22 protein-coding genes are annotated in these 20,471 nt (G+C 26.4%); 19 read left to right on the top strand and 3 right to left on the bottom strand.

Translation table 11 applies throughout. The annotated features are described in order from the left end of the window. Window positions 1–7 precede the first annotated feature (7 nt). The 19 genes from AFAEC_RS06530 to ypfJ are packed head-to-tail and all read left to right on the top strand — an operon-like array spanning window position 8 to window position 18,082. The gene (locus AFAEC_RS06530) at window positions 8–1,081 is read left to right on the top strand and encodes a 3-oxoacyl-[acyl-carrier-protein] synthase III C-terminal domain-containing protein (protein ID WP_026805548.1); all 1,074 of its coding nucleotides are present in this window, start codon (window positions 8–10) and stop codon (window positions 1,079–1,081) included. A gap of 3 nt (window positions 1,082–1,084) precedes the next feature. Beyond that, complete coding sequence (locus AFAEC_RS06525; RefSeq protein ID WP_034216322.1) at window positions 1,085–1,303, top strand: phosphopantetheine-binding protein; 219 nt, start codon at window positions 1,085–1,087, stop codon at window positions 1,301–1,303. Next, complete coding sequence (locus AFAEC_RS06520) at window positions 1,300–2,022, top strand: SDR family NAD(P)-dependent oxidoreductase (protein ID WP_026805549.1); 723 nt, start codon at window positions 1,300–1,302, stop codon at window positions 2,020–2,022. The genes AFAEC_RS06525 and AFAEC_RS06520 overlap by 4 nt, the downstream gene beginning before the upstream one ends. After that, complete coding sequence (locus AFAEC_RS06515; protein WP_026805550.1) at window positions 2,019–3,530, top strand: lipopolysaccharide biosynthesis protein; 1,512 nt, start codon at window positions 2,019–2,021, stop codon at window positions 3,528–3,530. The genes AFAEC_RS06520 and AFAEC_RS06515 overlap by 4 nt, the downstream gene beginning before the upstream one ends. Continuing rightward, on the top strand, window positions 3,520–4,449 hold the full coding sequence (locus AFAEC_RS06510) for a glycosyltransferase family 2 protein (RefSeq protein WP_051487512.1): 930 nt from the start codon (window positions 3,520–3,522) through the stop codon (window positions 4,447–4,449). Before AFAEC_RS06515 ends, AFAEC_RS06510 begins: the two co-directional genes overlap by 11 nt. After that, window positions 4,446–5,642 carry an oligosaccharide repeat unit polymerase gene (locus tag AFAEC_RS06505; RefSeq protein WP_148294536.1) on the top strand — a complete coding sequence of 399 codons (1,197 nt, stop codon included), beginning with the start codon at window positions 4,446–4,448 and terminating at the stop codon, window positions 5,640–5,642. Before AFAEC_RS06510 ends, AFAEC_RS06505 begins: the two co-directional genes overlap by 4 nt. Before the next feature lies 1 nt (window position 5,643). Beyond that, on the top strand, window positions 5,644–7,461 hold the full coding sequence (gene asnB / locus AFAEC_RS06500) for an asparagine synthase (glutamine-hydrolyzing) (RefSeq protein WP_026805552.1): 1,818 nt from the start codon (window positions 5,644–5,646) through the stop codon (window positions 7,459–7,461). After that, the gene (locus AFAEC_RS06495; RefSeq protein ID WP_034216325.1) at window positions 7,451–8,587 is read left to right on the top strand and encodes a glycosyltransferase; all 1,137 of its coding nucleotides are present in this window, start codon (window positions 7,451–7,453) and stop codon (window positions 8,585–8,587) included. The genes asnB and AFAEC_RS06495 overlap by 11 nt, the downstream gene beginning before the upstream one ends. Next, window positions 8,580–9,680: a glycosyltransferase family 4 protein gene (locus AFAEC_RS06490; protein ID WP_026805554.1), complete on the top strand. Its 1,101-nt coding sequence runs from the start codon at window positions 8,580–8,582 to the stop codon at window positions 9,678–9,680. Before AFAEC_RS06495 ends, AFAEC_RS06490 begins: the two co-directional genes overlap by 8 nt. After that, a complete protein-coding gene (pglC, locus tag AFAEC_RS06485) occupies window positions 9,673–10,266 on the top strand; it encodes an undecaprenyl phosphate N,N'-diacetylbacillosamine 1-phosphate transferase (RefSeq protein ID WP_026805555.1) in 594 nt (197 codons plus the stop codon). Before AFAEC_RS06490 ends, pglC begins: the two co-directional genes overlap by 8 nt. Next, on the top strand, window positions 10,266–10,868 hold the full coding sequence (locus tag AFAEC_RS06480; RefSeq protein ID WP_026805556.1) for an acetyltransferase: 603 nt from the start codon (window positions 10,266–10,268) through the stop codon (window positions 10,866–10,868). The genes pglC and AFAEC_RS06480 overlap by 1 nt, the downstream gene beginning before the upstream one ends. After that, window positions 10,861–11,967 (top strand): UDP-N-acetylbacillosamine transaminase, encoded by a 1,107-nt coding sequence (gene pglE, locus AFAEC_RS06475; protein WP_026805557.1) that lies wholly within the window; start codon window positions 10,861–10,863, stop codon window positions 11,965–11,967. The genes AFAEC_RS06480 and pglE overlap by 8 nt, the downstream gene beginning before the upstream one ends. A gap of 6 nt (window positions 11,968–11,973) precedes the next feature. Next, a complete protein-coding gene (pglF, locus tag AFAEC_RS06470) occupies window positions 11,974–13,707 on the top strand; it encodes a UDP-N-acetylglucosamine 4,6-dehydratase (configuration-retaining) (RefSeq protein WP_026805558.1) in 1,734 nt (577 codons plus the stop codon). Between the two features lie 32 nt (window positions 13,708–13,739). Then, entirely contained in the window at window positions 13,740–13,910 is a 171-nt protein-coding gene (locus AFAEC_RS06465; RefSeq protein WP_164467003.1) for a hypothetical protein, read from the top strand. A gap of 17 nt (window positions 13,911–13,927) precedes the next feature. Then, window positions 13,928–14,293, top strand: coding sequence for a YbgC/FadM family acyl-CoA thioesterase (locus AFAEC_RS06460; RefSeq protein WP_026805559.1), 366 nt, complete (start codon window positions 13,928–13,930; stop codon window positions 14,291–14,293). After that, window positions 14,294–14,779 carry a phospholipase D-like domain-containing protein gene (locus tag AFAEC_RS06455; RefSeq protein ID WP_026805560.1) on the top strand — a complete coding sequence of 162 codons (486 nt, stop codon included), beginning with the start codon at window positions 14,294–14,296 and terminating at the stop codon, window positions 14,777–14,779. A 32-nt stretch (window positions 14,780–14,811) separates the two neighbouring features. After that, window positions 14,812–16,029, top strand: coding sequence for a M48 family metallopeptidase (locus AFAEC_RS06450; RefSeq protein WP_026805561.1), 1,218 nt, complete (start codon window positions 14,812–14,814; stop codon window positions 16,027–16,029). Continuing rightward, the gene (locus tag AFAEC_RS06445; RefSeq protein WP_026805562.1) at window positions 16,026–17,189 is read left to right on the top strand and encodes a DNA recombination protein RmuC; all 1,164 of its coding nucleotides are present in this window, start codon (window positions 16,026–16,028) and stop codon (window positions 17,187–17,189) included. Before AFAEC_RS06450 ends, AFAEC_RS06445 begins: the two co-directional genes overlap by 4 nt. Before the next feature lie 2 nt (window positions 17,190–17,191). Further along, window positions 17,192–18,082, top strand: coding sequence for a KPN_02809 family neutral zinc metallopeptidase (gene ypfJ / locus AFAEC_RS06440; protein WP_026805563.1), 891 nt, complete (start codon window positions 17,192–17,194; stop codon window positions 18,080–18,082). A 6-nt stretch (window positions 18,083–18,088) separates the two neighbouring features. On the opposite strand, the gene AFAEC_RS06435 is transcribed toward ypfJ, so the two are convergent. Genes AFAEC_RS06435 through AFAEC_RS06425 form a run of 3 tightly spaced genes read right to left on the bottom strand, consistent with a single transcriptional unit; the run spans window position 18,089 to window position 20,399 of the window. Then, window positions 18,089–18,982 (bottom strand): DMT family transporter, encoded by an 894-nt coding sequence (locus AFAEC_RS06435; RefSeq protein WP_026805564.1) that lies wholly within the window; start codon window positions 18,980–18,982, stop codon window positions 18,089–18,091. Then, window positions 18,982–20,199: a molybdopterin molybdotransferase MoeA gene (locus tag AFAEC_RS06430; RefSeq protein ID WP_026805565.1), complete on the bottom strand. Its 1,218-nt coding sequence runs from the start codon at window positions 20,197–20,199 to the stop codon at window positions 18,982–18,984. Before AFAEC_RS06430 ends, AFAEC_RS06435 begins: the two co-directional genes overlap by 1 nt. Then, window positions 20,199–20,399 carry a hypothetical protein gene (locus AFAEC_RS06425; protein ID WP_026805566.1) on the bottom strand — a complete coding sequence of 67 codons (201 nt, stop codon included), beginning with the start codon at window positions 20,397–20,399 and terminating at the stop codon, window positions 20,199–20,201. Before AFAEC_RS06425 ends, AFAEC_RS06430 begins: the two co-directional genes overlap by 1 nt. Window positions 20,400–20,471 lie beyond the last annotated feature (72 nt).

The following is a 20,471-nucleotide window of genomic DNA, read 5'->3' as shown; positions in this document are numbered from 1 at the left end:
GATAAACATGATATTGAATTTTAAAGGAAAAAAAATTACTGATATTGTTTCAGTTGTACCTTCCCAAATATCAAGATTTGATGATGAGATAGAAAACTATAGCTTTTCAAGAGCAAAATGTATGAAGCTCAAAGAGATTATGGGATTTGATGAACACAGAATTGCACCTGAAAATATTACCGCTTCAGATTTATGTGAATTTGCTTTTAATCATCTTGTTGAAAATAAAGGATTACAAAGAGAAAGTATCGATGCTATGATTTTTGTAACTCATACACCTGATCATTTTATACCACCAACGAGTTCTATTTTACATGGAAAGTTAGGCTTAAAAGAGGATAGTTTGTGTTTTGATATAAATCATGGATGTGCAGGTTTTATAATAGGGCTTCAACAAGCATTTATGCTACTAGAACAAGATGGTATAAATAAAGTAGCACTATTAAATGGTGATACTTTAAGTAGAAAAATCAATAATAAAGATAGAAATAGCTTTCCTGTAGTTGGCGATGCTGGAGCAGTTACAATTATAGAAAATGATAATAATACAAGTGATATAAAAATATTTACAAAAAATCGTGGGAAAGATGCCATGGTGTTGAAAATTCCAGCAGGTGCTTTTAGAATGCCTTCAAATAAAGATACATCAAAAGATATTGATGTGGGAGATGGTAATTTTAGAAGTTTAGAAAACTTAAATATGGAAGGTGCTTCTGTATTTAGTTTTGTGCAACTAGAAGTACCACTTATGGTAGATGAAATTTTAAAAGTAAATAATCTATCAAAAGATGATGTAGATTATTATATGTTTCATCAGCCAAATAAATTTATGCTTGAAAAACTGGCTGATAAAATAGAAGTTGCTAGAGAAAAAATGCCAAACAATATAGTTGAAATTTATGGAAATTCTAATTCTGTAACAATTCCTGTAAATATCACTCATAATTTAGGTTCTAAATTATTGGAAGATAAAAAGTTAAAGCTGTGTTTGGCAGGTTTTGGTGTTGGACTTACATGGGCTAGTATGATACTAGATATGGGTAGCCTTAATAGTTGTGAAATAATTGAATATGAGGAGTAATAAATGAAAGAATTAAATATTGAGATGGCAGATATTTTAGAAGTAGATAGTATAAGTGATGATGAAATCTTGACTGAAAGTGATATGTGGGACTCTTTAGCTAGATTAACACTTCTATCTTATATAGATAAACAATATGGTGTTAATCTTTTTCAACCTGATATTGCAAATGTTAAGACAGTTGCAGATATTAAAGCAGTTATTAAATCTAAACAAAAATGAAAAAATATGTTTTAATAACAGGAGCCACTTCAGGTATAGGAAAAGAAGTGGCTTTGAGATTGGCAAAAGAATATAATATTATTTTTCATGGAAGAAATCATGAAAATTTAGAAATATTATCAAATGATGTAGAAAATAGCCTATTTTGGTGTTATGATTTATCGTTAGTTGATGGTATTTCCAGTTCTTTAAAAGCTTTAATGGAAAAGAATGAAATAGTAATAGAGAAACTTGTTCATTGTGCTGGGATAGATGACAATTTACCAGTAAAATTGCTTAATTATGATTCTATTGAAAAGCTTATGAAAGTAAATTTTTATAGTGTAGTTGAAATAATAAATATTCTTTTAAAAAGAAGTGTAAATAAAAATGAGTTAAAAAATATTTTATTTATATCTAGTATAAGTGCTATTAGAGGGTATAAAGTAAAAGCTGCTTATTCTGCTTCTAAAGCGGCACTTGATGCTTATATGAAAGTATTAAGTTTGGAAGTTGCACCTAATATTAGAGTAAATTCTATTCTTCCTGGGGCTATTAAAACAAAAATGACTGAAAAGAGCTTTGAAAATGAAGAATTAGTGAAGCATTTTGTAGAAATTTATCCTTTGGGAATTGGAAAAGTTCAACAAATTGTTGATATGGTCGAATTTTATTTAAGTGATAAATCTAGTTGGGTTACTGGTCAGCAAATTGTTGTTGATGGTGGGAGTTTAGTTTGAATAAACTAATAAGCCTCAAAAAAAACATCATAGCAAACTACATAGGACAAGCTTACAAAGCACTTATTGGTATTTTTATGATGCCATTATATTTATCTTATTTTGGAAGTGAGGCATTTGGGCTTATTGGATTTTATATTATGCTTCAATCATGGATGCAACTTCTTGATCTGGGTATGAAGCCAACACTTGCAAGAGAGAGTGCACGATATAGAGCTGAAAGTATTGATACTTTTGAACTTAGAACAGTTTTAAGAACATTTGAAACTATATTTGTATCTACTGGTTTAGTTATGGCTTTAGGTATTATATTTTTAAGTGGTTATATCTCTTCTTCTTGGTTAAAAGTTGAAAATCTTGATTTGAAAACTGTATCTTATGCTGTTTGTTTTATGGGTGTTGTTGTAGGGACTAGATGGGTTTCTAGTCTTTATAGTGGAGTTGTATCAGGACTTGAAAGACAAGTATGGTTGAATAGTTTTGAAATTATTTCAAATACTGTTAGATTTGTTGGAGTTTTAGGGGCATTTTATTTTTTTGAGGCTTCTATCTTGGTATTTTTTATATATCAAATGATAGTTAGTATTTTTGAACTTTTAGTTATTCAGTATTTTACATATACAAATTTTGAGAAAGTACAACAGAATATTCTTTACTCTTTTGAAGTACTAAAAAAAATTTATAAGTTTTCTTTTGCTATAGCTTTTGGAAGTATTATTTGGGTTGTCGTAACACAAATAGATAAGCTAATACTTTCAAAAACTATTCCTCTTGAACAATATGGATATTTTTCTTTAGCTATTGTAATAGCAAATGGTGTATTTGTACTTGGAAATGCAATAAGTGGAGCTATTATGCCAAGACTTGTATATTATTCAGAAAGAAAAGATGAAGAAGGATTTAAAAGGGTATATTTTTTTAGTTTAGAAATCGCACTTATGGTTGTAGTTCCTATATCTGCACTTTTGGTTATATACGCTCAAGAGATACTTTATCTTTGGACACATGATGAAATAGCAGCTCAAAATGCAAGTAAAATTTTGATTTGGTATGTTTTAGGAAATGTTGTAGTTTCATCAGCTGCTTTTGCATACTATTTACAGTATGCAAAAGGTGATTTAAAACTACATGTAAGAGGAAATTTAATATATGCAATAATCTTAATACCCCTTCAAATATATATAGCCTCAAACTATGGACCAATAGAAACTGGTGTTTTATGGTTTATTATAAACTTATGTTTTTTACTATTTTGGATAGGTTTTATTCATAAAAAGTTTTTAAAAGGTGAGCATATAAAATGGCTGTACAATATAATCAAAATGTTTATAGGTGGTTATGGAGTAGTTTTAATTATGAAATACTATATTTTAGATATTCAAATGGTTTATAATATGATGGTATTAATAAAATTATTTTTAGTTGGGATAGTTTCGTTTTTATTTACATTACTTTTTTCAACACAAATTAGACAAAAAATATTTACAAGGTTTTTAAATGCAAATTAATCCAAAACTAGCAAATGCGGTTTCACGAAGTGAAAAGTTTCCTGTAAAAGTTTCAGTATGTATAGTAACCTACAATCATGAAAAATATATTAAAGAATGTTTAGAAAGTATAGTTACTCAAAAGTGCGATTTTGATTTTGAAGTTATAGTTGGAGAGGATTGTTCTACTGATAATACAAGAGCCATAGTGCAAGAATATGCAGATAAATATCCAAATATCGTAAAACCTCTGTTTCATGAGAAAAATGTAGGAGCAAGTGACAACTACTTTTTGGTTCATAATCAGGCAAAAGGTGAATATATTTGCCATATGGATGGTGATGATTATGCATTGCCTGGAAAACTCCAAGCTCAGGCTGATTTTATGGATAAAACACCTGATTGTAATATTTGTTTTCATAGGGTTAAGGTTCTTTATCCAAACGGAGATATGAAGGAGAGCTTTTTAGAACCAAGTAGATTAAAAATTGGTTTTACACAAAATGATTTATTGATGATAGGTACAGTTGCCGTTAATAGTTCAAAAATGTATAGAAAAAGTACTTTACAAATACTAAATAAATATAAAAATTTTAATAATATGATGGATTTCTTTTCAAATATAGTTCAAGTAGAAGATAAAAAAGTAATGTTTGTTGATAATAATATTTATGGAGTATATAGAGCAAATATAGGTGTTATGATGAATCCTAAAATAGTTGATATAAGATTAAGTAACTTAAATCTTTTAAATAAGCTATTTCCAAATAAAAAGAAATATTTAAATACAGTTGTTTTAACATATTTGTTAGCAGATTTTAAAAACTTAAGAAAATCTACATTTAAACATTTTTTATTTTGGTTGAAAACTTTTCATTATAAGAGTATTTTCAATTTTATTAAGTTTTATCCAAGCTTGAAATATTATAGATTGCCATGAATAAAAAAATTATTTTTTCGCAAAATATTCTAGACAATATTTTTTTCTTTTTATTTGTCATATTTAATATTTTTTCTATATTTGGATTTTTTAATTTATTTATAAATCTATTGTTATTGGGGAGCTATTTTATTTTAAACAAAAAAAAATTTATTTTTGATAGGTTTATTAAAATACATTTGTTTTTTTTATTACTAATTATGTTTTATTGCTCGATTTGTATAATTGTTTTTCATCATAATATTTATTATTTATATGTGGTTTTAAGGTTATTGGTTTTCAATTTAACATTATATTATATATTGAATAACTCTAAAAATATTGATAAAAAAATTGGTATATTATTATTTTTACTGATTATGAATTCAATAATAACTCTATTGTCTTTCTATAATATATTTAATATTAATTTTATTATAAATTATTTATCAGGATTAAATGTTATTAATCCTGGAAGTTCTAGTTTTATTAGAAATGGTGGTTTAATGAGTTATATTGAAGCTGGATTTATGAGCTTTTTTTCAATATATATACTATTAAAAAAGCCTTTAGATATTAAATCTGTTTTTTTTATTCTTCTTATTATTATTTCTTGTTTATTTCAGGCAAGAACACCATTAGTTTTTATTTTAGGATTATTAATAATAGAATTTTTAGTTATAAATAAAAAAAATATATTTTATTTATTTATTTCATTGTTAGTTATTTTAGGTATGTTTTTTCAATACTATGAAGAAATAGAAACAAATTTTATATGGATTTCTGATATTTTTACTCTAGCTGATAATAAAAGTATTAATCAATTATCTGATAGTAATAATTTAGAATTTTCAATGTTTTACAATTCAAATTTACTAGAACAACTTTTTGGTACTGGATTAAGAAATTGGAATTCAGACGATTTAAATGTTATTAATACTGATTCAGGTTTTTTAATATTATTAAGGGGAATGGGTGTTATAGGTTTATTACTATTTATAAGTTATATTTTTACTCTTTTTAGATTCTTATTTAATAATTTATATAAAAATTCTAACAGAAAATATTTATTCCAATTATTGATAATTTTTGTAGCTTTTATAATTTATAATTATAAAGGTGTTTCATTTTATGGGTTAGGTGTTAGTACGTTATTTTATTCAATTTTTTATTTAGAATATTTTAATAATAAAAGTAAAAAGGAACTTAGCTAAAATGTGTGGAATCTATGGAATAAATAAAAGACAAACAAAAGAGCAATTATATACTATTTTAAAACTAGCAGATTTTAGAGGTCCTGATTATACAGGAATTTCTATAAGGAATAGTTACTCATTTGGACATAATCGTTTAGCCATTATAGACCTAGATAGTAGGTCAAACCAACCTTTTAAGATTTATAACTATGAGATAGTATTTAATGGTGAAATTTATAACTATCAAGAGATAAAAGATGAGTTGATAAAAGTAGGATACGAGTTTAATACCAACTCAGATACAGAAGTATTACTGGTAGGGTATAAAGTATATGGTGAAAAAATTCTTGATAAACTAAATGGAATGTTTGCTTTTGTTATTTATGATGCAGTTAAAAATATATTTTTTGGAGCAAGGGATAGACTTGGCAAAAAACCATTTTATTACTATAAAAGAGATGATATATTTGAGTTTGCTTCACAGTTGAAACAAATCATATTTCAAAAAGATTTAGAAATAGATAAAAAATCTGAAAAATTATATTTTAGATATGGATATGTACCTGAACCTTATACTATTTTTGAAGATGTCTATAAACTTGAAGCAGGATATAGTTTCACTTATGATTTAAATAGTTTTGAATTTACAAAAAAACAGTATTGGGATATATCTACATCAAATGAGCATTTTATAAACTCTTATGAAACTATAAAAAAAGATTTAAAAGAGTTGATTATAGATTCTATAAAACAAAGACTTCATAGTGATGTACCTATTGGAGTATTTTTAAGTGGTGGAGTTGATAGTAGTTTAGTATCTTCAATAGTAGTAAAAGAGTTAGGTCAAAAACTTGATACTTTTTCTATCAAGTTTTCAGATGCCAAGTTTGATGAATCAAACATAGCAAAAGATATAGCAACTATCCTTGGTACAAAACATCATACATTAGATTGTAAACCAGAAGATATGATAGATTTGATTGAAAATCTAAACGAATATTATGATGAACCATACAATGATTCTTCATCACTAGCTATGATGATACTCTCAAGAGAAACAAGAAAATATGTAACTGTAGCTCTTTCAGGAGATGGTGGAGATGAACTTTTTTGGGGATATAACAACTACTTTAGGATGGCAAAAGTTAGAAAACTATATGAATTTCCAAAGTTTGTAAGAAGTGCTATAAGCTATGTATTAAATAAATCATCAAATTATCGTTTCAAAAAAATAGCAGATGGTTTAAAGATTGATACTTTAGAAGAGTTGTTTTTATATAGCGGTAGACTTTTTGATTTTGAAAAACTTTTCAATCAAAAAAATATTTTGTGTCAAGATGAATATAAAAAATATTTGTATAGTCAAAAAGATTTTTTTGAAAGAATGTCAGATTATGATATAAAAACATATATGAATGGAGATATATTTACTAAAGTTGATAGGGGAACTATGGCATATGGTTTGGAGGCTAGAACTCCTTTGGTGGATTATAAAGTTATAGAATTTTCTCAAAAAATACCATTTGAATACAAATATAAAAATGGAAGTGGTAAAAATATACTAAAAGATATACTTTATGATTATCTTCCTAAAGAGATTTTTGATAGACCAAAAAGTGGTTTTACTATTCCTTTAAGAAATTGGTTTAGAGATGAACTAAGAGAGTATGTATATGAAACACTGAGTGAAAAAAATCTTCAAAAAATAGATGATTTAAACATAAGCTATATAAAAGAGATGATAGAAAATCATATGAATGCAAAAGAAAATAATTACCATCAAATATGGACTTTAATATCTTATATCAAATGGATGGAAAAGTATTATGAAAAGTAAAAATATTTTAATACTTTGTGCAACTATGCAAAAAGGAGGAGCGGAGAGAGTAATATCTCTACTTTTAAAAGAACTTGACAATGAGCAAAATATAAAAGTTCATTTTATGATGATGGAAGACGGGATTAATTATGATTTGCCGAAGTCTATAACTCCTATCATATTATCAAATTCAAAGAAAAATGGAATGCAAAAACTTTTAGAGTTACCATTTATAGCTTTGAAGTTAAAAAGTTATATAAAAGAAAATAGTATTAATACTGTGATGTCATTCTTATATAGACCAAATTACATAAATATTTTGGCTAAGATTTTTGGAAGTAGCCACAAAAGTATTATAAATATCAGAAGTACAACATCAAGATATAAAAATGAAGGCTTATTAGGTAAAGTAAATCTATTTTTGATAAATAATTTATTTGATAAATCAGATTTGATAATATCAAACTCTAAGGGTGTTGATGAAGATTTAAAATCCCTTATGAACATAACTATAAATACAAAAGTGATTTATAATCCAGTTGATATAAAGTATATAAACAATAAAAAAGATATTTGTGAAGATGTAAATTTTGAGTTTAAAGAAAACAAAAAATATATTATCTCTGTTGGTAGATTGATACCACTTAAAAGAAATATTGACTTGATAAAAGCTTTTTATGAGTTACAAAAAAGTGATGATAGTTTAGAACTTATATTTTTAGGTGATGGTATTTTGAAAGATGAGTTGATAAGCGAGTGTAATAATCTAAATATAAAAGAAAAGATTCATTTTTTAGGAAATGTCAAAAATCCATTTTATTATCTAAATAAATCTGATTTATTTGTTTTAAACTCAGAGATTGAAGGCTTTCCAAATGTATTAGTAGAAGCTATGGCTTGTGGATTGCCTGTGATTTCAAGTGATTGTAAAAGTGGACCAAAAGAAATACTTGAAGATGAAAAGTATGGTTTAGTATATCCAGTTGGTAATGTGGATACTTTGATAGAAAAAATGAAATTTTATTTATATGAAAATGTTGATATAGAAGCTATAAAAATAAAAAACTTTCAAAGAATAGAGGATTTTAATATTAAAAAGATAATGAAAAAGTTTATAGATGTAATTGGAGATAGTAATGAGTAAAACAATAGGATTTTTATCACATTTAGACTTAAACTTATATTTGTTTAGAGCACCAATCATAAAAGAATTAGTAAGTAAAGGTCATAAAGTTTATGCTATATGTCCTAGTGGTGATAAGAATGATGCACTTAAAAGTTTGGGTTGTGAAGTAGTAAATTATAAGATAAGCAGAAAAGGCTTAAACCCATTTGCAGAAATTTTAACTATCAAAAAAATATATGAAGTAATCAAGCCATTGGATTTGGATATATTACAAAACTTTACAGCTAAGCCAAATATATATGGCAGTATCGCAGGTAAAAAAGCAAATATTCCTTTAGTTTGTAATGCAGTGACAGGATTAGGGAGTTTTTATATAGATGGTTCTTTTAAGTCAAAAGTAGTCAAAACTATCATGAATATTCTTTATAAATATGCTAACTCTAAAGCCAACAAATGTATCTTTCAAAATAGTGATGATATGAACTATTTTGTAGATAGTGGTTTTGTAGAGGCTAAAAAAGCTGTACTTATCAAAAGCTCTGGTATAGATACAGAGGCTTTTGTATCTCAAGAACCTCTTAAAAATGAAAAGATAAATGTCTTGATGGTAGCAAGAGCCATATGGCATAAGGGAATTAAAGAATATTATGAAGCTGCAAAAATTCTAGAAAATGAAGATATTGAGTTTATTTTTATAGGTGATACAGATAATGGTAATATATCATGTGCTAGTAAAGATTTTTTAAAAAATGGTAATGTAAAATGGCTAGGACATAGAAACGATATTAAAGAGCAAATAGATAAGTGTAATATCTTTGTATTACCAAGTTTTTATGGAGAAGGAGTGCCTAGAACTTTACTAGAGGCTGCATCTATGGGAAAACCAATTGTAACTACTGATAATGTGGGTTGTAGAGAAGTAGTTGACGATGGAGTTAATGGGTTTTTAGTACCTGTTAAAGATAGTCAAGTATTAGCAAAAAAAATAAAGATATTAGTAGAAAATGAAAATATGAGGAAAGAGTTTGGAAAAGCAAGTAGAGAAAAAGCTTTAAACGAATTTGATGTGAAAGTTGTAGTTGAACAATATTTAAGGTTGTACAATGTTTAAATCACCATTTGATAAAACCTTAGCACTATTTTTAATAATTCTTTTTTCACCTATTTATATAATTGTAAGTTTACTTATATGGAATAAAATGGGAAAACCAATACTATTTAGACAACAAAGACCAGGATATAAAGAGAAAATATTTGGTATATATAAATTTAGAACTATGACAAATGACAAAGATGAAAATGGAAACTTACTTCCCGATGAACAAAGACTTGTAGGAGTTGGAAAATTTATAAGAAGTACAAGTTTAGATGAACTTCCACAACTTTTTAATGTATTAAAAGGGGAAATGAGTTTTGTAGGACCAAGACCACTTCTAATAGAGTATTTACCACTATACAATGAAAAGCAAAAAAAAAGACATAATGTCTTACCAGGAATTACAGGTTGGGCACAGGTAAATGGAAGAAATGCTATAAGTTGGGAACAAAAGTTTGATTATGATGTTTGGTATGTAGAAAATCAATCATTTTGGCTTGATATAAAGATACTTTGGTTTACATTTTTGAAAGTTGTAAAAAGAAGTGATATAAGTTCATCTACAAGTTCTACTATGGAAAAATTTAGAGGAAATAATTAGTGAAAAGTATTTATATTTATGGTGCAAGTGGGCATGGTTTGGTCGTAGCTGATATTGCAATATCTTGCGGATATGAAGATATTATATTTATTGATGATGATATTAAAAAAGGTTTAAAAACTTTTTATGATATAAAGGAAAATAACGATATTCCAATAGCTTTTGGTATTGGAAATAATAAAATAAGAGCAAAATTATATGAAAAAGCAAAAAAATATAATTTTACTTTACCAGTTTTAGTACATCCAAGTAGTATAATTTCACCTAGTGTAAAAATTGATGAAGGCACAGTTGTTATGCCAAATGTTGTAGTAAATGCAAAAGTAATGATTGGTAAAGGTGTGATAGTAAATAGCTCTTGTGTAGTTGAACATGAGTGTAAAATAGGAGATTTTGTGCATATCTCTCCAAATGTTGCACTAGCAGGAGATGTAAGAGTTGGTGATTTTACACATATAGGTATTGGTTCAAGTGTTATACAATGTTTAAAAATTGGCAAAAATTGTATTATTGGTGCTGGTTCAGTCATTGTAAATAATATAGTAGATTTTAGAAAAGCTTATGGAAATCCATGTAAAGAAAAAGGAAATATAAATGAATAAAAGAATTTTTTTAAGTGCACCACATATGAGTGGAAATGAATTGAAGTATATAGAAAAAGTATTTGAAAGTAACTATATAGCACCATTAGGTGAATATGTAAATAAATTTGAAGATAGTATTAAAAATTATACAGGTAGTTCAAATGCACTTGCAGTTACAAGTGGAACAGCTGCTATTCATTTAGCTTTAAGAGTTTTAGGAATAAAAGAAGGTGATGATGTAATGGCATCTACTTTTACTTTTATAGGTTCAATAAATGCTATTTTATATCAAGGTGCAAATCCAATTTTTATAGATAGTGAAAAAGAAACTTGGAATTTATGCCCAAAACTATTAAATAAGTATCTTTGTGAATGTGACAAAAAGCCAAAAGCTTTGATAGTAACTCATTTATATGGACAAAGTGCAAATATAGAAAAAATAGCTGATATTTGTAAACTACATGGAATATATTTAATAGAAGATGCAGCTGAAAGTTTAGGTGCTAGTTATAAAGGTAAGCATACTGGAACTTTTGGAGATTTTGGAATTTACTCTTTTAATGGAAACAAGATTTTAACTACAAGTGGTGGAGGAATACTTATTTCAAATAATAAAGATTGGATTGAAAAAGCAAAATTTTATTCTACTCAAGCAAAAGAGCCTTTTATTCATTATGAACATTTAGAGTATGGATATAACTATCGTATGAGTAATGTTTTAGCCGCTATTGGTGTAGCTCAAATGGAAGTTATAGAAGATCGAGTACATAAAAAAAGAGAGATTTTTGAGTGGTACAAAGAGTTTTTAAAAGATATAAAAGAGATAACTTTTATGCCAGAATTAGAAGAGAGTAGAGCAAATAGATGGCTTACAACTTTGATTTTTGAAAAAACTTCTTATGAAAAAATAATGAAAGCTTTAGATGAAGTAAATGTAGAATCAAGACCACTTTGGAAACCAATGCATAAGCAAAAACTTTTTTTAAATACAATGTCAGTTTTAAATGGAGTTAGTGAAGAGCTATTTGAAAAAGGTATTTGTTTAGCAAGTAGTACTACTATGACAAAAGATGATGTAAAGATGATTTGTGATGTTATAAGAAAGAATCTGGATTAAAAAATTATGTTATTTGATAAACGATTTTTAGGGGTAATTGTAAATATAGTAGTATCTACATTTTCACTATATTTAGTTGCATTTTTATTACACAAAGATATTACAGCTAATATTTTATTTATAGTTATAGGAGTTAGGATATTAGCTTCTTTTGTATTTTTTGATGATTATAAACTCTCTTGGTCAAAAGCTTCTACAAAAACAGGGCTTATGAAGATAGTTTTAGCAATGATTTCATTTGCAGTTTATACTCCTATTTTATACTATTTTTATAAAGTTCATTTTAATATTTTATTTATAGATTTGATTTTTTATACCTTTATTACAAATATTTTGGTTTATGTTTATAAATATTTTTATTCAATAAAAGGAAACAAAAAAACAAAAACTTTTGTTATATATGGAGCTGGAAAAGCTGGTCTTCAACTACAAAGAGAGTTTTTAAATAGTGAATATAAATTGATTTGTTTTATAGATGATGATGAGATTTTACACCATAGAAGTATAGATGGGATTTCTATTTTTTCAAAAGATAGATATTTGTCAAATTTTAAAAATAGTAAATATAATCTTATGATTATTGCTATGCCATCAGCTTCTAAAGAGGATATAAATAGAGTTTATAACTCTATGCAAGATAGATTTGAAACAATTAAAATTCTTCCTTCTATGAGTAAGATTTTAAAAAATGAGGATTTTTCAAAACAACTAAAAGATATAGAAGTTGAAGATTTACTAGCACGTCATCCAAAAGATTTGGATAAAAAGCAAATAGAGAATTTTATAAAAGATAAAGTAGTTTTAATTACTGGAGCTGGTGGAAGTATTGGAAGTGAAATAAGTAGAAAATGTGTCTCTTTTGGTGCAAAACAGCTTATTTTACTAGATCATAGTGAATTTAATCTATACTCAATAACTGAAGAGTTAAAAGAGGCTAATATTGTTCCTGTTATGCAAACCGTTAGAAAATTAGAATTTTTAGAAAAAACTTTTGAAAAGTATAAACCACAAATTATAATTCATGCAGCTGCATATAAACATGTTCCTTTGGTAGAACATAATATTCTTGAAGGTATTTCAAATAATATTATAGGAACAAAAAATTGTATTGATATATCTATAAAATATGGTGTTGAGAAATTTGTATTAATCTCTACAGATAAAGCAGTTCGTCCTACAAATGTAATGGGAACAACAAAGCGAATTTGTGAACTTTATGCACAAAATGTTGATGCAAAGGATACAGAGATTGTAGCTGTAAGATTTGGAAATGTTTTAGGAAGTAGTGGAAGTGTTATTCCAAAATTTAAAGCTCAAATTGAAGCTGGGAAAAATATTACAGTTACTCATCCAGAGATTACAAGATATTTTATGTTAATTCCTGAAGCCTGTGAACTTGTTCTTCAAGCTGCAAGTATTGGAAAAGGTGGAGAGATATTTATCCTTGATATGGGTGAACCAATAAAAATAGTTGATTTAGCTAAAAAAATGATAGATCTTAGTGGAAGAAGTGAGGTTAAAATAGAGTTTTGTGGATTAAGACCTGGTGAAAAATTATATGAAGAGTTATTAATAAATGATAGTGATAAAAAAACACAATATGAGTCAATAACAGTGGCAAGTCCAACAATATTTGATATAAATGAATTAAATCAAAAAATTGATGAATTATTAATTTGTGAAGATAAGATAGCAAAATTAAAAGAGATAGTTCCTGAGTTTGACCATAAGTTGAATTAAATGAAAGTTTTAAATTTTGGAAGGAATAATTTATGATAAAAAAGATTATATTACTTATATTTGTACTGTTCTTTCAATCTTGTGCAACTTGGAATGGAATAAAAAAAGATAGCAAAGATAGTTGGGAAGCTACAAAAGAGACAACAAGTGAAGTTGCAAGTGATATAAAAAAGTCAATAGATGAAGTAACAAAACAAAGATAGTTGAAGGGGTTTATATCGTGAAAATAAGAGTATATTACGAAGATACAGATTGTGGAAATATGGTGTATCACTCAAACTATTTAAATTTTTGTGAAAGAGCAAGAAGTGAACTTTTTTTCAAAAAAGGATTACTTCCACACTCAAATAGTGAGTTTTTTGTAGTTAAATCATGTAAGGCAAATTGGATAAAATCTGCTGTTTTTGCAGATATTTTAGAGCTAAAAACTAATCTTATAGAGAAAAAATCGGCTTCAATTATTATGAAACAAGAAATTTTCCGAGATGATGAACTTATTTTTGAAGCAGAGTTTAAGTTAGCTTTTTTAAAAAATGGAAAGCCAGCAAAAATACCAGAAAAAATATTTAAAATATTGGAGAATTAGATGAAAAAAATTTTATTTATACTATTTTTTGTACTAAATTTATATTCAAATGAAAACTTTAACTCAAGTGAGACTTTTATACTACCACAAGAGTCTAGTTTTTTAAAAGAGAAGATAAGATATGAGATTTTAACTTCAAAAGAGTCAATTTTTGTTGCTATGTATAATTTTAGTTACAAAAATATTGCAAAAGATTTGATAAAAGCTTCCAAAAATGGTGTAAAAATAACTGTTTTATTGGATAAAACAAAAGTTGAAGAAGATGATGAAGTTTATAATATGTTAAAAGAGGCAAATATAAAAGTTGTTTTGCTTGAAGATAGGAAAATGCATCTAAAAATGATGCTTTTTGATAGTAAATTAGCACTAATTGGTAGTTTAAACTTTACAAAAAAATCTTTTGAAGAGAATATGGAAATAGTTTATTTTGTCAAAGATTGGAAATTAATAAATAAATTAAAAGATTTTGTAGCAAAATTTGAATAAAATATATACAATATTTTATTAAAGGATTAAATTTGTTACAATTTTTTGTTATGGCATACTGTTTATATTTTTTCTTTACAATTTATACATCTTTTATGCAAATTGGATTTGTAAAAGATAGTATGAAAAAAAGAGCTATTATTTTAAGTACAAAAAAGTATTATGAAGCTGCAAATTATAGTATTGAAAAAGAGAAATTAGCAATTATTAGCTCATTTTTCGATTTTATTATTTTTATTTTTTGGTTGGGATTTGGATTTAAGTTTTTAGATAGTCAAATTACAACAGATTCACAAATTCTAAAAGCTGTTATTTTTATAGACCTTTTTATAATTATAAACTATATTTTTACATTGCCATTTTCACTTTATCAAACTTTTAAGTTAGATAAAAAATATGGTTTTTCAAATATGACACTAGCTTTATATATAAAAGACACTATAAAATCAGCACTTCTTATGTTGATTCTCGGTTCACTTGTAGTTGCAGGAATCTCATATATTATTTTAAATTTTCCTTCTTGGTGGATTTTTGGATTTATCTTTATTTTTGCAGTTATTATTTTAATAAATATGCTTTATCCAGTTATTCGTGATAAGATGTTTGATAAATTTGAGAAGCTAAAAGATAGTGAGCTTGAAGAGAAGATAAATAACCTTTTAAAAGAGGTTGGTTTTAAAAGTAGTGGAGTTTTCAGTGTTGATGCAAGTAAAAGAGATAGTAGATTAAATGCTTATTTTGGAGGGCTTGGAAGCACAAAAAGAGTTGTTTTATTTGATACTTTGGTTGAGAAATTAACACATAATGAACTTCTTGCAGTTTTAGGGCATGAATTAGGGCACTTTAAAAATGGAGATATCCTAAAAAACATAGGAATTATGGGATTAGTGATGTTTGTGTTTTTTGCAATTTTTGGGAATTTAAATGAAGAGCTATTTTTAACTCTTGGATTAAATAGTGAACCATCATCAATTATAGCTATATTTTTAATCTTTTCATCAGCTCTAAGTTTCTTTTTAATGCCTTTGATTTCAATGATTTCAAGACATAATGAGTATGCTGCTGATAGTTTTGGTTCAAATTTATCAAGTAAAGAGGATTTGGTAAATGCCTTATTAAAGTTAGCAAATGAGAACAAATCTTTCCCACATTCACATAAACTTTATATATTTTTCTACTATTCACATCCTCCACTAATAGAGCGATTTAAAGAGCTTGGATATGATGTTGAAAAAGAGAAATTTATATGATAGAGATTGAAAGTACAAATCTTTATCTAATAGTTGCAATAGTTTTTATACTTTTTGCAACTATTTTGTTTTTTATAGTTGAGAAATTTAAGACAAAAATAAAAACTTTAGAGTTGGAAAAAGAGTTTTTAGAGATTTCTATTGTACAAAATAGAGAGAATCAAGCTCTACTAAAAATGGAGATAGAAAATATTACTTCCAAAATCTTTGAAGATAATTCAAAAAAATCAAATCAAAATATAAATCAGATTTTAGAGCCATTTAAAGCTCAATTAAACTTATTTGGAAATAGAGTAAATGAAGTTTTTACAGAAGAGACAAAACAAAGAAGTTCGCTTTTAACAGAGATAAAAAACTTAAAAGAGTCAAATAATCAAATCTCAAATGATGCAAATAATTTAGCAAAAGCACTAAAAGGTCAAAGTAAACTTCAAGGAGATTGGGGAGAAGTTATTTTAGAATCTATTTTAAATCAATCAGGACTTAGAAAAGATTTGGAGTATAAGGTTCAATCTTCATATAAAAATAGTGAAGGACAGACTTTAAGACCTGATGTAATAGTACATTTACCTACAAATAAAGATATTATAATTGATTCAAAACTATCTTTAAACTCTTATGTTGATTATTTTAATAGTCAAGATGAAGAGGAAAAAAATGAGCATATAAATAGACTTATTGTTTCAATTAAAAATCATATAAAAGATTTAAGTTCTAAAAAATATGAGAATTTAGAAGAGCTCAGAACTTTGGACTTTGTTTTGATGTTTATTCCTATTGAAGGTGCTTTTTCTTTGGCTATTTCTAATAATACTCTTTTTGAAACAGCTTTAAAATCAAATATAGTAATAGTTTCTCCAACAACACTCTATTCAAGCTTAAAAGTTATTGAGAATCTTTGGCAAGATAGCAGGCAAAATGAGAATGCAAAAGAGATATCAAAACAAGCAGCAGATTTATATGATAAATTTGTAGGCTTTTTAAATGATTTTGAAGATATTGGAAAAAGTATAGATAAAAGTAAAGACTCTTATGATAAGGCTATAAATAAACTAAGTAGTGGAAGAGGAAATTTGATTTCAAGAAGTCAAAAATTCTTAAACCTAGGTGTAAAACCAACAAAGTTTATTGATAGTAAATTTATAAAAGAGGAAGAGTAAAGATGAAGTGGGAAGATAATAGACGAAGTTCTAATATTGAAGATAGAAGAGATGAAACTCAAAGTTTTGGGAGCCGAACTAATGCAGGGTCTATTTTATCACTTCTTCCTATAATAAAAACTCTTTTAGGAACAACTATAGGAAGAGTTATTTTAGTTATTGGAGTTGTACTTTATTTTGGATTTGGAATAAATCCTCTTGCTTTTTTAGAGGGTGGACATACTACTCAAACTTCTGAACAAAAAGTTATAAACAAACAGCAAGATGATAAACAAGCAGTTTTTGTAAGTGTTGTTTTAGCTCAAACAGAAGATATTTGGAAAGAAGTTTTAAAAAAGAATGGACTAAAATATAGTGATGCTAAGCTTGTACTTTTTCGAGGAGGAGTAAAAAGTTCTTGTGGATTTGCATCTTCTCAAGTTGGACCTTTTTACTGTCCTATTGATAAAAAGGTATATTTAGATTTATCATTCTTTGATGAATTAGCAAAAAAATATAAAGCACCAGGAGAGTTTGCACAAGCTTATGTAGTTGCTCATGAAATAGGGCATCATGTACAAAATTTGCTTGGAATACTGAATAAGATTCAAGCAGAAAAACAGGCTCTTTCAACAAAAGAACAAAATGCTTTACAAGTAAAAGTTGAGTTACAAGCTGATTGTTATGCAGGAATTTGGGCATATTACTCAAAAACTAAGTTTGGCTCAATAGAAGAGGGTGATTTAGAAGCTGGATTAAGAGCTGCTAGTGCTATTGGAGATGATACTTTGCAAAAACAAGCTCAGGGGTATGTAGTTCCAGATTCATTTACTCATGGAAGTTCAAAAGATAGAATGGAAGCTTTAAAAAAAGGTTTTTATAGTGGAGATTTAAAAACTTGTTCAATTAACTAAATAATTTTAAGCTCTCTTCAAAAATTTAGGAAAGCTTAAATTATTTAAAATATAAATTGCAATCATTGCAAAAAACACTCCAATAATAGTTGAAAACTCAATTTTTTCATCTAAAAATATGTATCCTATGATTATTGCACTTGCAGGAACTAAAAATACAAAACTAGATACCTCTTTTGCTCCATACTTTGTTGCTCCAAAAAAATATATCGAGGTTGCAAAAGTTGTGCTTAAAAGTGTAATAATAAACATATTAAACCAAAAAGTAGTATCAAAAGATAATACTTTTGTAAAGATTGAATTATCTATAAAAAAAAGATATAAAATAGAACTTGAGATTAAATAGGTATAAGTTGTAAAAACAAAAGCATTTATTTTTGTTGATTTTGAAGTAATTATTGTAATAATAGCCCAAAGCATCGAAGCTACAATAAAAAAGATATTATATTTACTAAAAATAATATCTATATCAAATTGATAGATATTTATCATATTTAAAACACCAAATGCACCTAAAATTAATGCAAAAGAGTGTTTTAAACTAATAGTTTTTCTACTTAATATTGCAACAAAAATATAAGTTATTATTGGAATCATTGAAGGTACCATTGCTCCACCCAAACTTCCTGTTCCATGTTCAACTCCTAAATACATAAAAACAGAGTATAAAACCAAAAAAAGTGAAGCAAAAAGAATTAAAATAAGAGTTTTAAAATTTAGTTTATAGTTCATTTTTAAAAAAAGAATTATAGGTGCCATAGATAAAAAACAAATTCCCATTCTTAAGAATACCATTTCATAGGCATCTATATAGTTTGTAAGAACTTTTGTACTAATCCAAGAGGCTCCCCAGAAAATCATAGATATAATGATTAGGGGATAAAAAATCTGTTTTGACACTATTTTAAATTGTTTAGTAAAAGAATATCTACTAAATCTCCATTTTTTATATCATGGCTATTTTGCTCTTGCATTAAAAGTGCAGGATTTCCTAGCATATTTGTTAAAATTGCACTAGTTCCAGCTTTTTTACCTACAAAATCTATAGTATATTCACTATTCTCATATATAACATTACAAGCAGTAAAGATAGTTTTATCTTGAGATTTTTTGAAATCTTGAGTAATTCTTGCTTTTACAAATGGAAGTTTTTCATTACTATTTCTAAATTTATATATTAAAGGTAAAACATATAAAATTGCACAAATAGTTGAAGAATATGCAAATCCTGGAAGTGCAATAATGATTTTTTCATCTTTTATAGCAACTAAAATATGCATTCCTGGTTTTAATAAAACTCCATGAAAAAGAACTTTTGCTTTTAATCTATCTTTTATTACATCTTGAACTAAATCATAATCCCCAACACTAACTCCACCAGTTGTTACAATAATATCTGCTTTTTTTAAAGAGTTAAGAAAGAAGTTTGTGATGTTTTCAAAATCATCATCTATTGGACCCATTTGTAAAACATCTGCACCATTTGTTTTAAATAAAGCTTCTAAAGTTAGATGATTTGAACTTCTTATTTGAGAAGCATTTGTTTGAGGAATTCCTAAATCTAATATTTCACTACCTGTACTTGCAACTGCAATAGTTGGATTTATATAAACATCAACTTGAACAATATTTAGTGAAGCTAATACCCCAATTTCACTAAAACCTATTTTTGTTCCTTTTTTAATTAAAACTTCATCTTTTTTGTAGTTTTCACCAATATTTCTTACTGCAAAGCCAAAAGGTACTGGTTTTATGATTTTTATCTTATTTTCTAAAACTTCAACATTTTCAATAGGAATTAAAGTATCACTACCTTTTGGCATCAATGAACCCGTAAAAGTTTTAATACAAGTTTTATTTACAACAGTAGTTTCAACCACAAAACCAGCTGGATTTTTATCAATAATTTCTAAATATTCACTGTTTATATCTTCATATTTAAAAGCATATCCATCCATACCAGAAGTTGGAAATTCTGGACTATTATGATTAGCTATAATATCTTTAGCTAAAATATATCCAACTGAATTTGAAATAAATAATTTTTTTGTAGAAGGAGTTATATTAATATTTTCTAAAATTTCTAAAGATTTTTTATAAGTTATAAACTCTCTCATTATTTTTGACTCAATCTATTTTGTTTTAAAATAATAATTTGTTCATAAAGCATTTTTCCAAAACCATCAGGTAAGTTTTCATTTGAACTTTCAACATCTTCAATAATTTTTTTAATTTGGCTTTCATTTAAATAAATTGCCACAGGTAAAATAGTCTCTTTTATTTTATCTATAAATATTTTCTCTTCTTCTAGTGTCATTTTAACTCTTTAAATAATATTTTAAATTGGATTATATAGTTTTTAACTAAAATAGTTTATTAAAACTTTTTA

The organism is Aliarcobacter faecis (assembly GCF_013201705.1).
Taxonomy (GTDB): domain Bacteria; phylum Campylobacterota; class Campylobacteria; order Campylobacterales; family Arcobacteraceae; genus Aliarcobacter; species Aliarcobacter faecis.
Note: the sequence above shows the minus strand (reverse complement) of the source record. Positions and strands in the feature narration are given on the sequence as shown.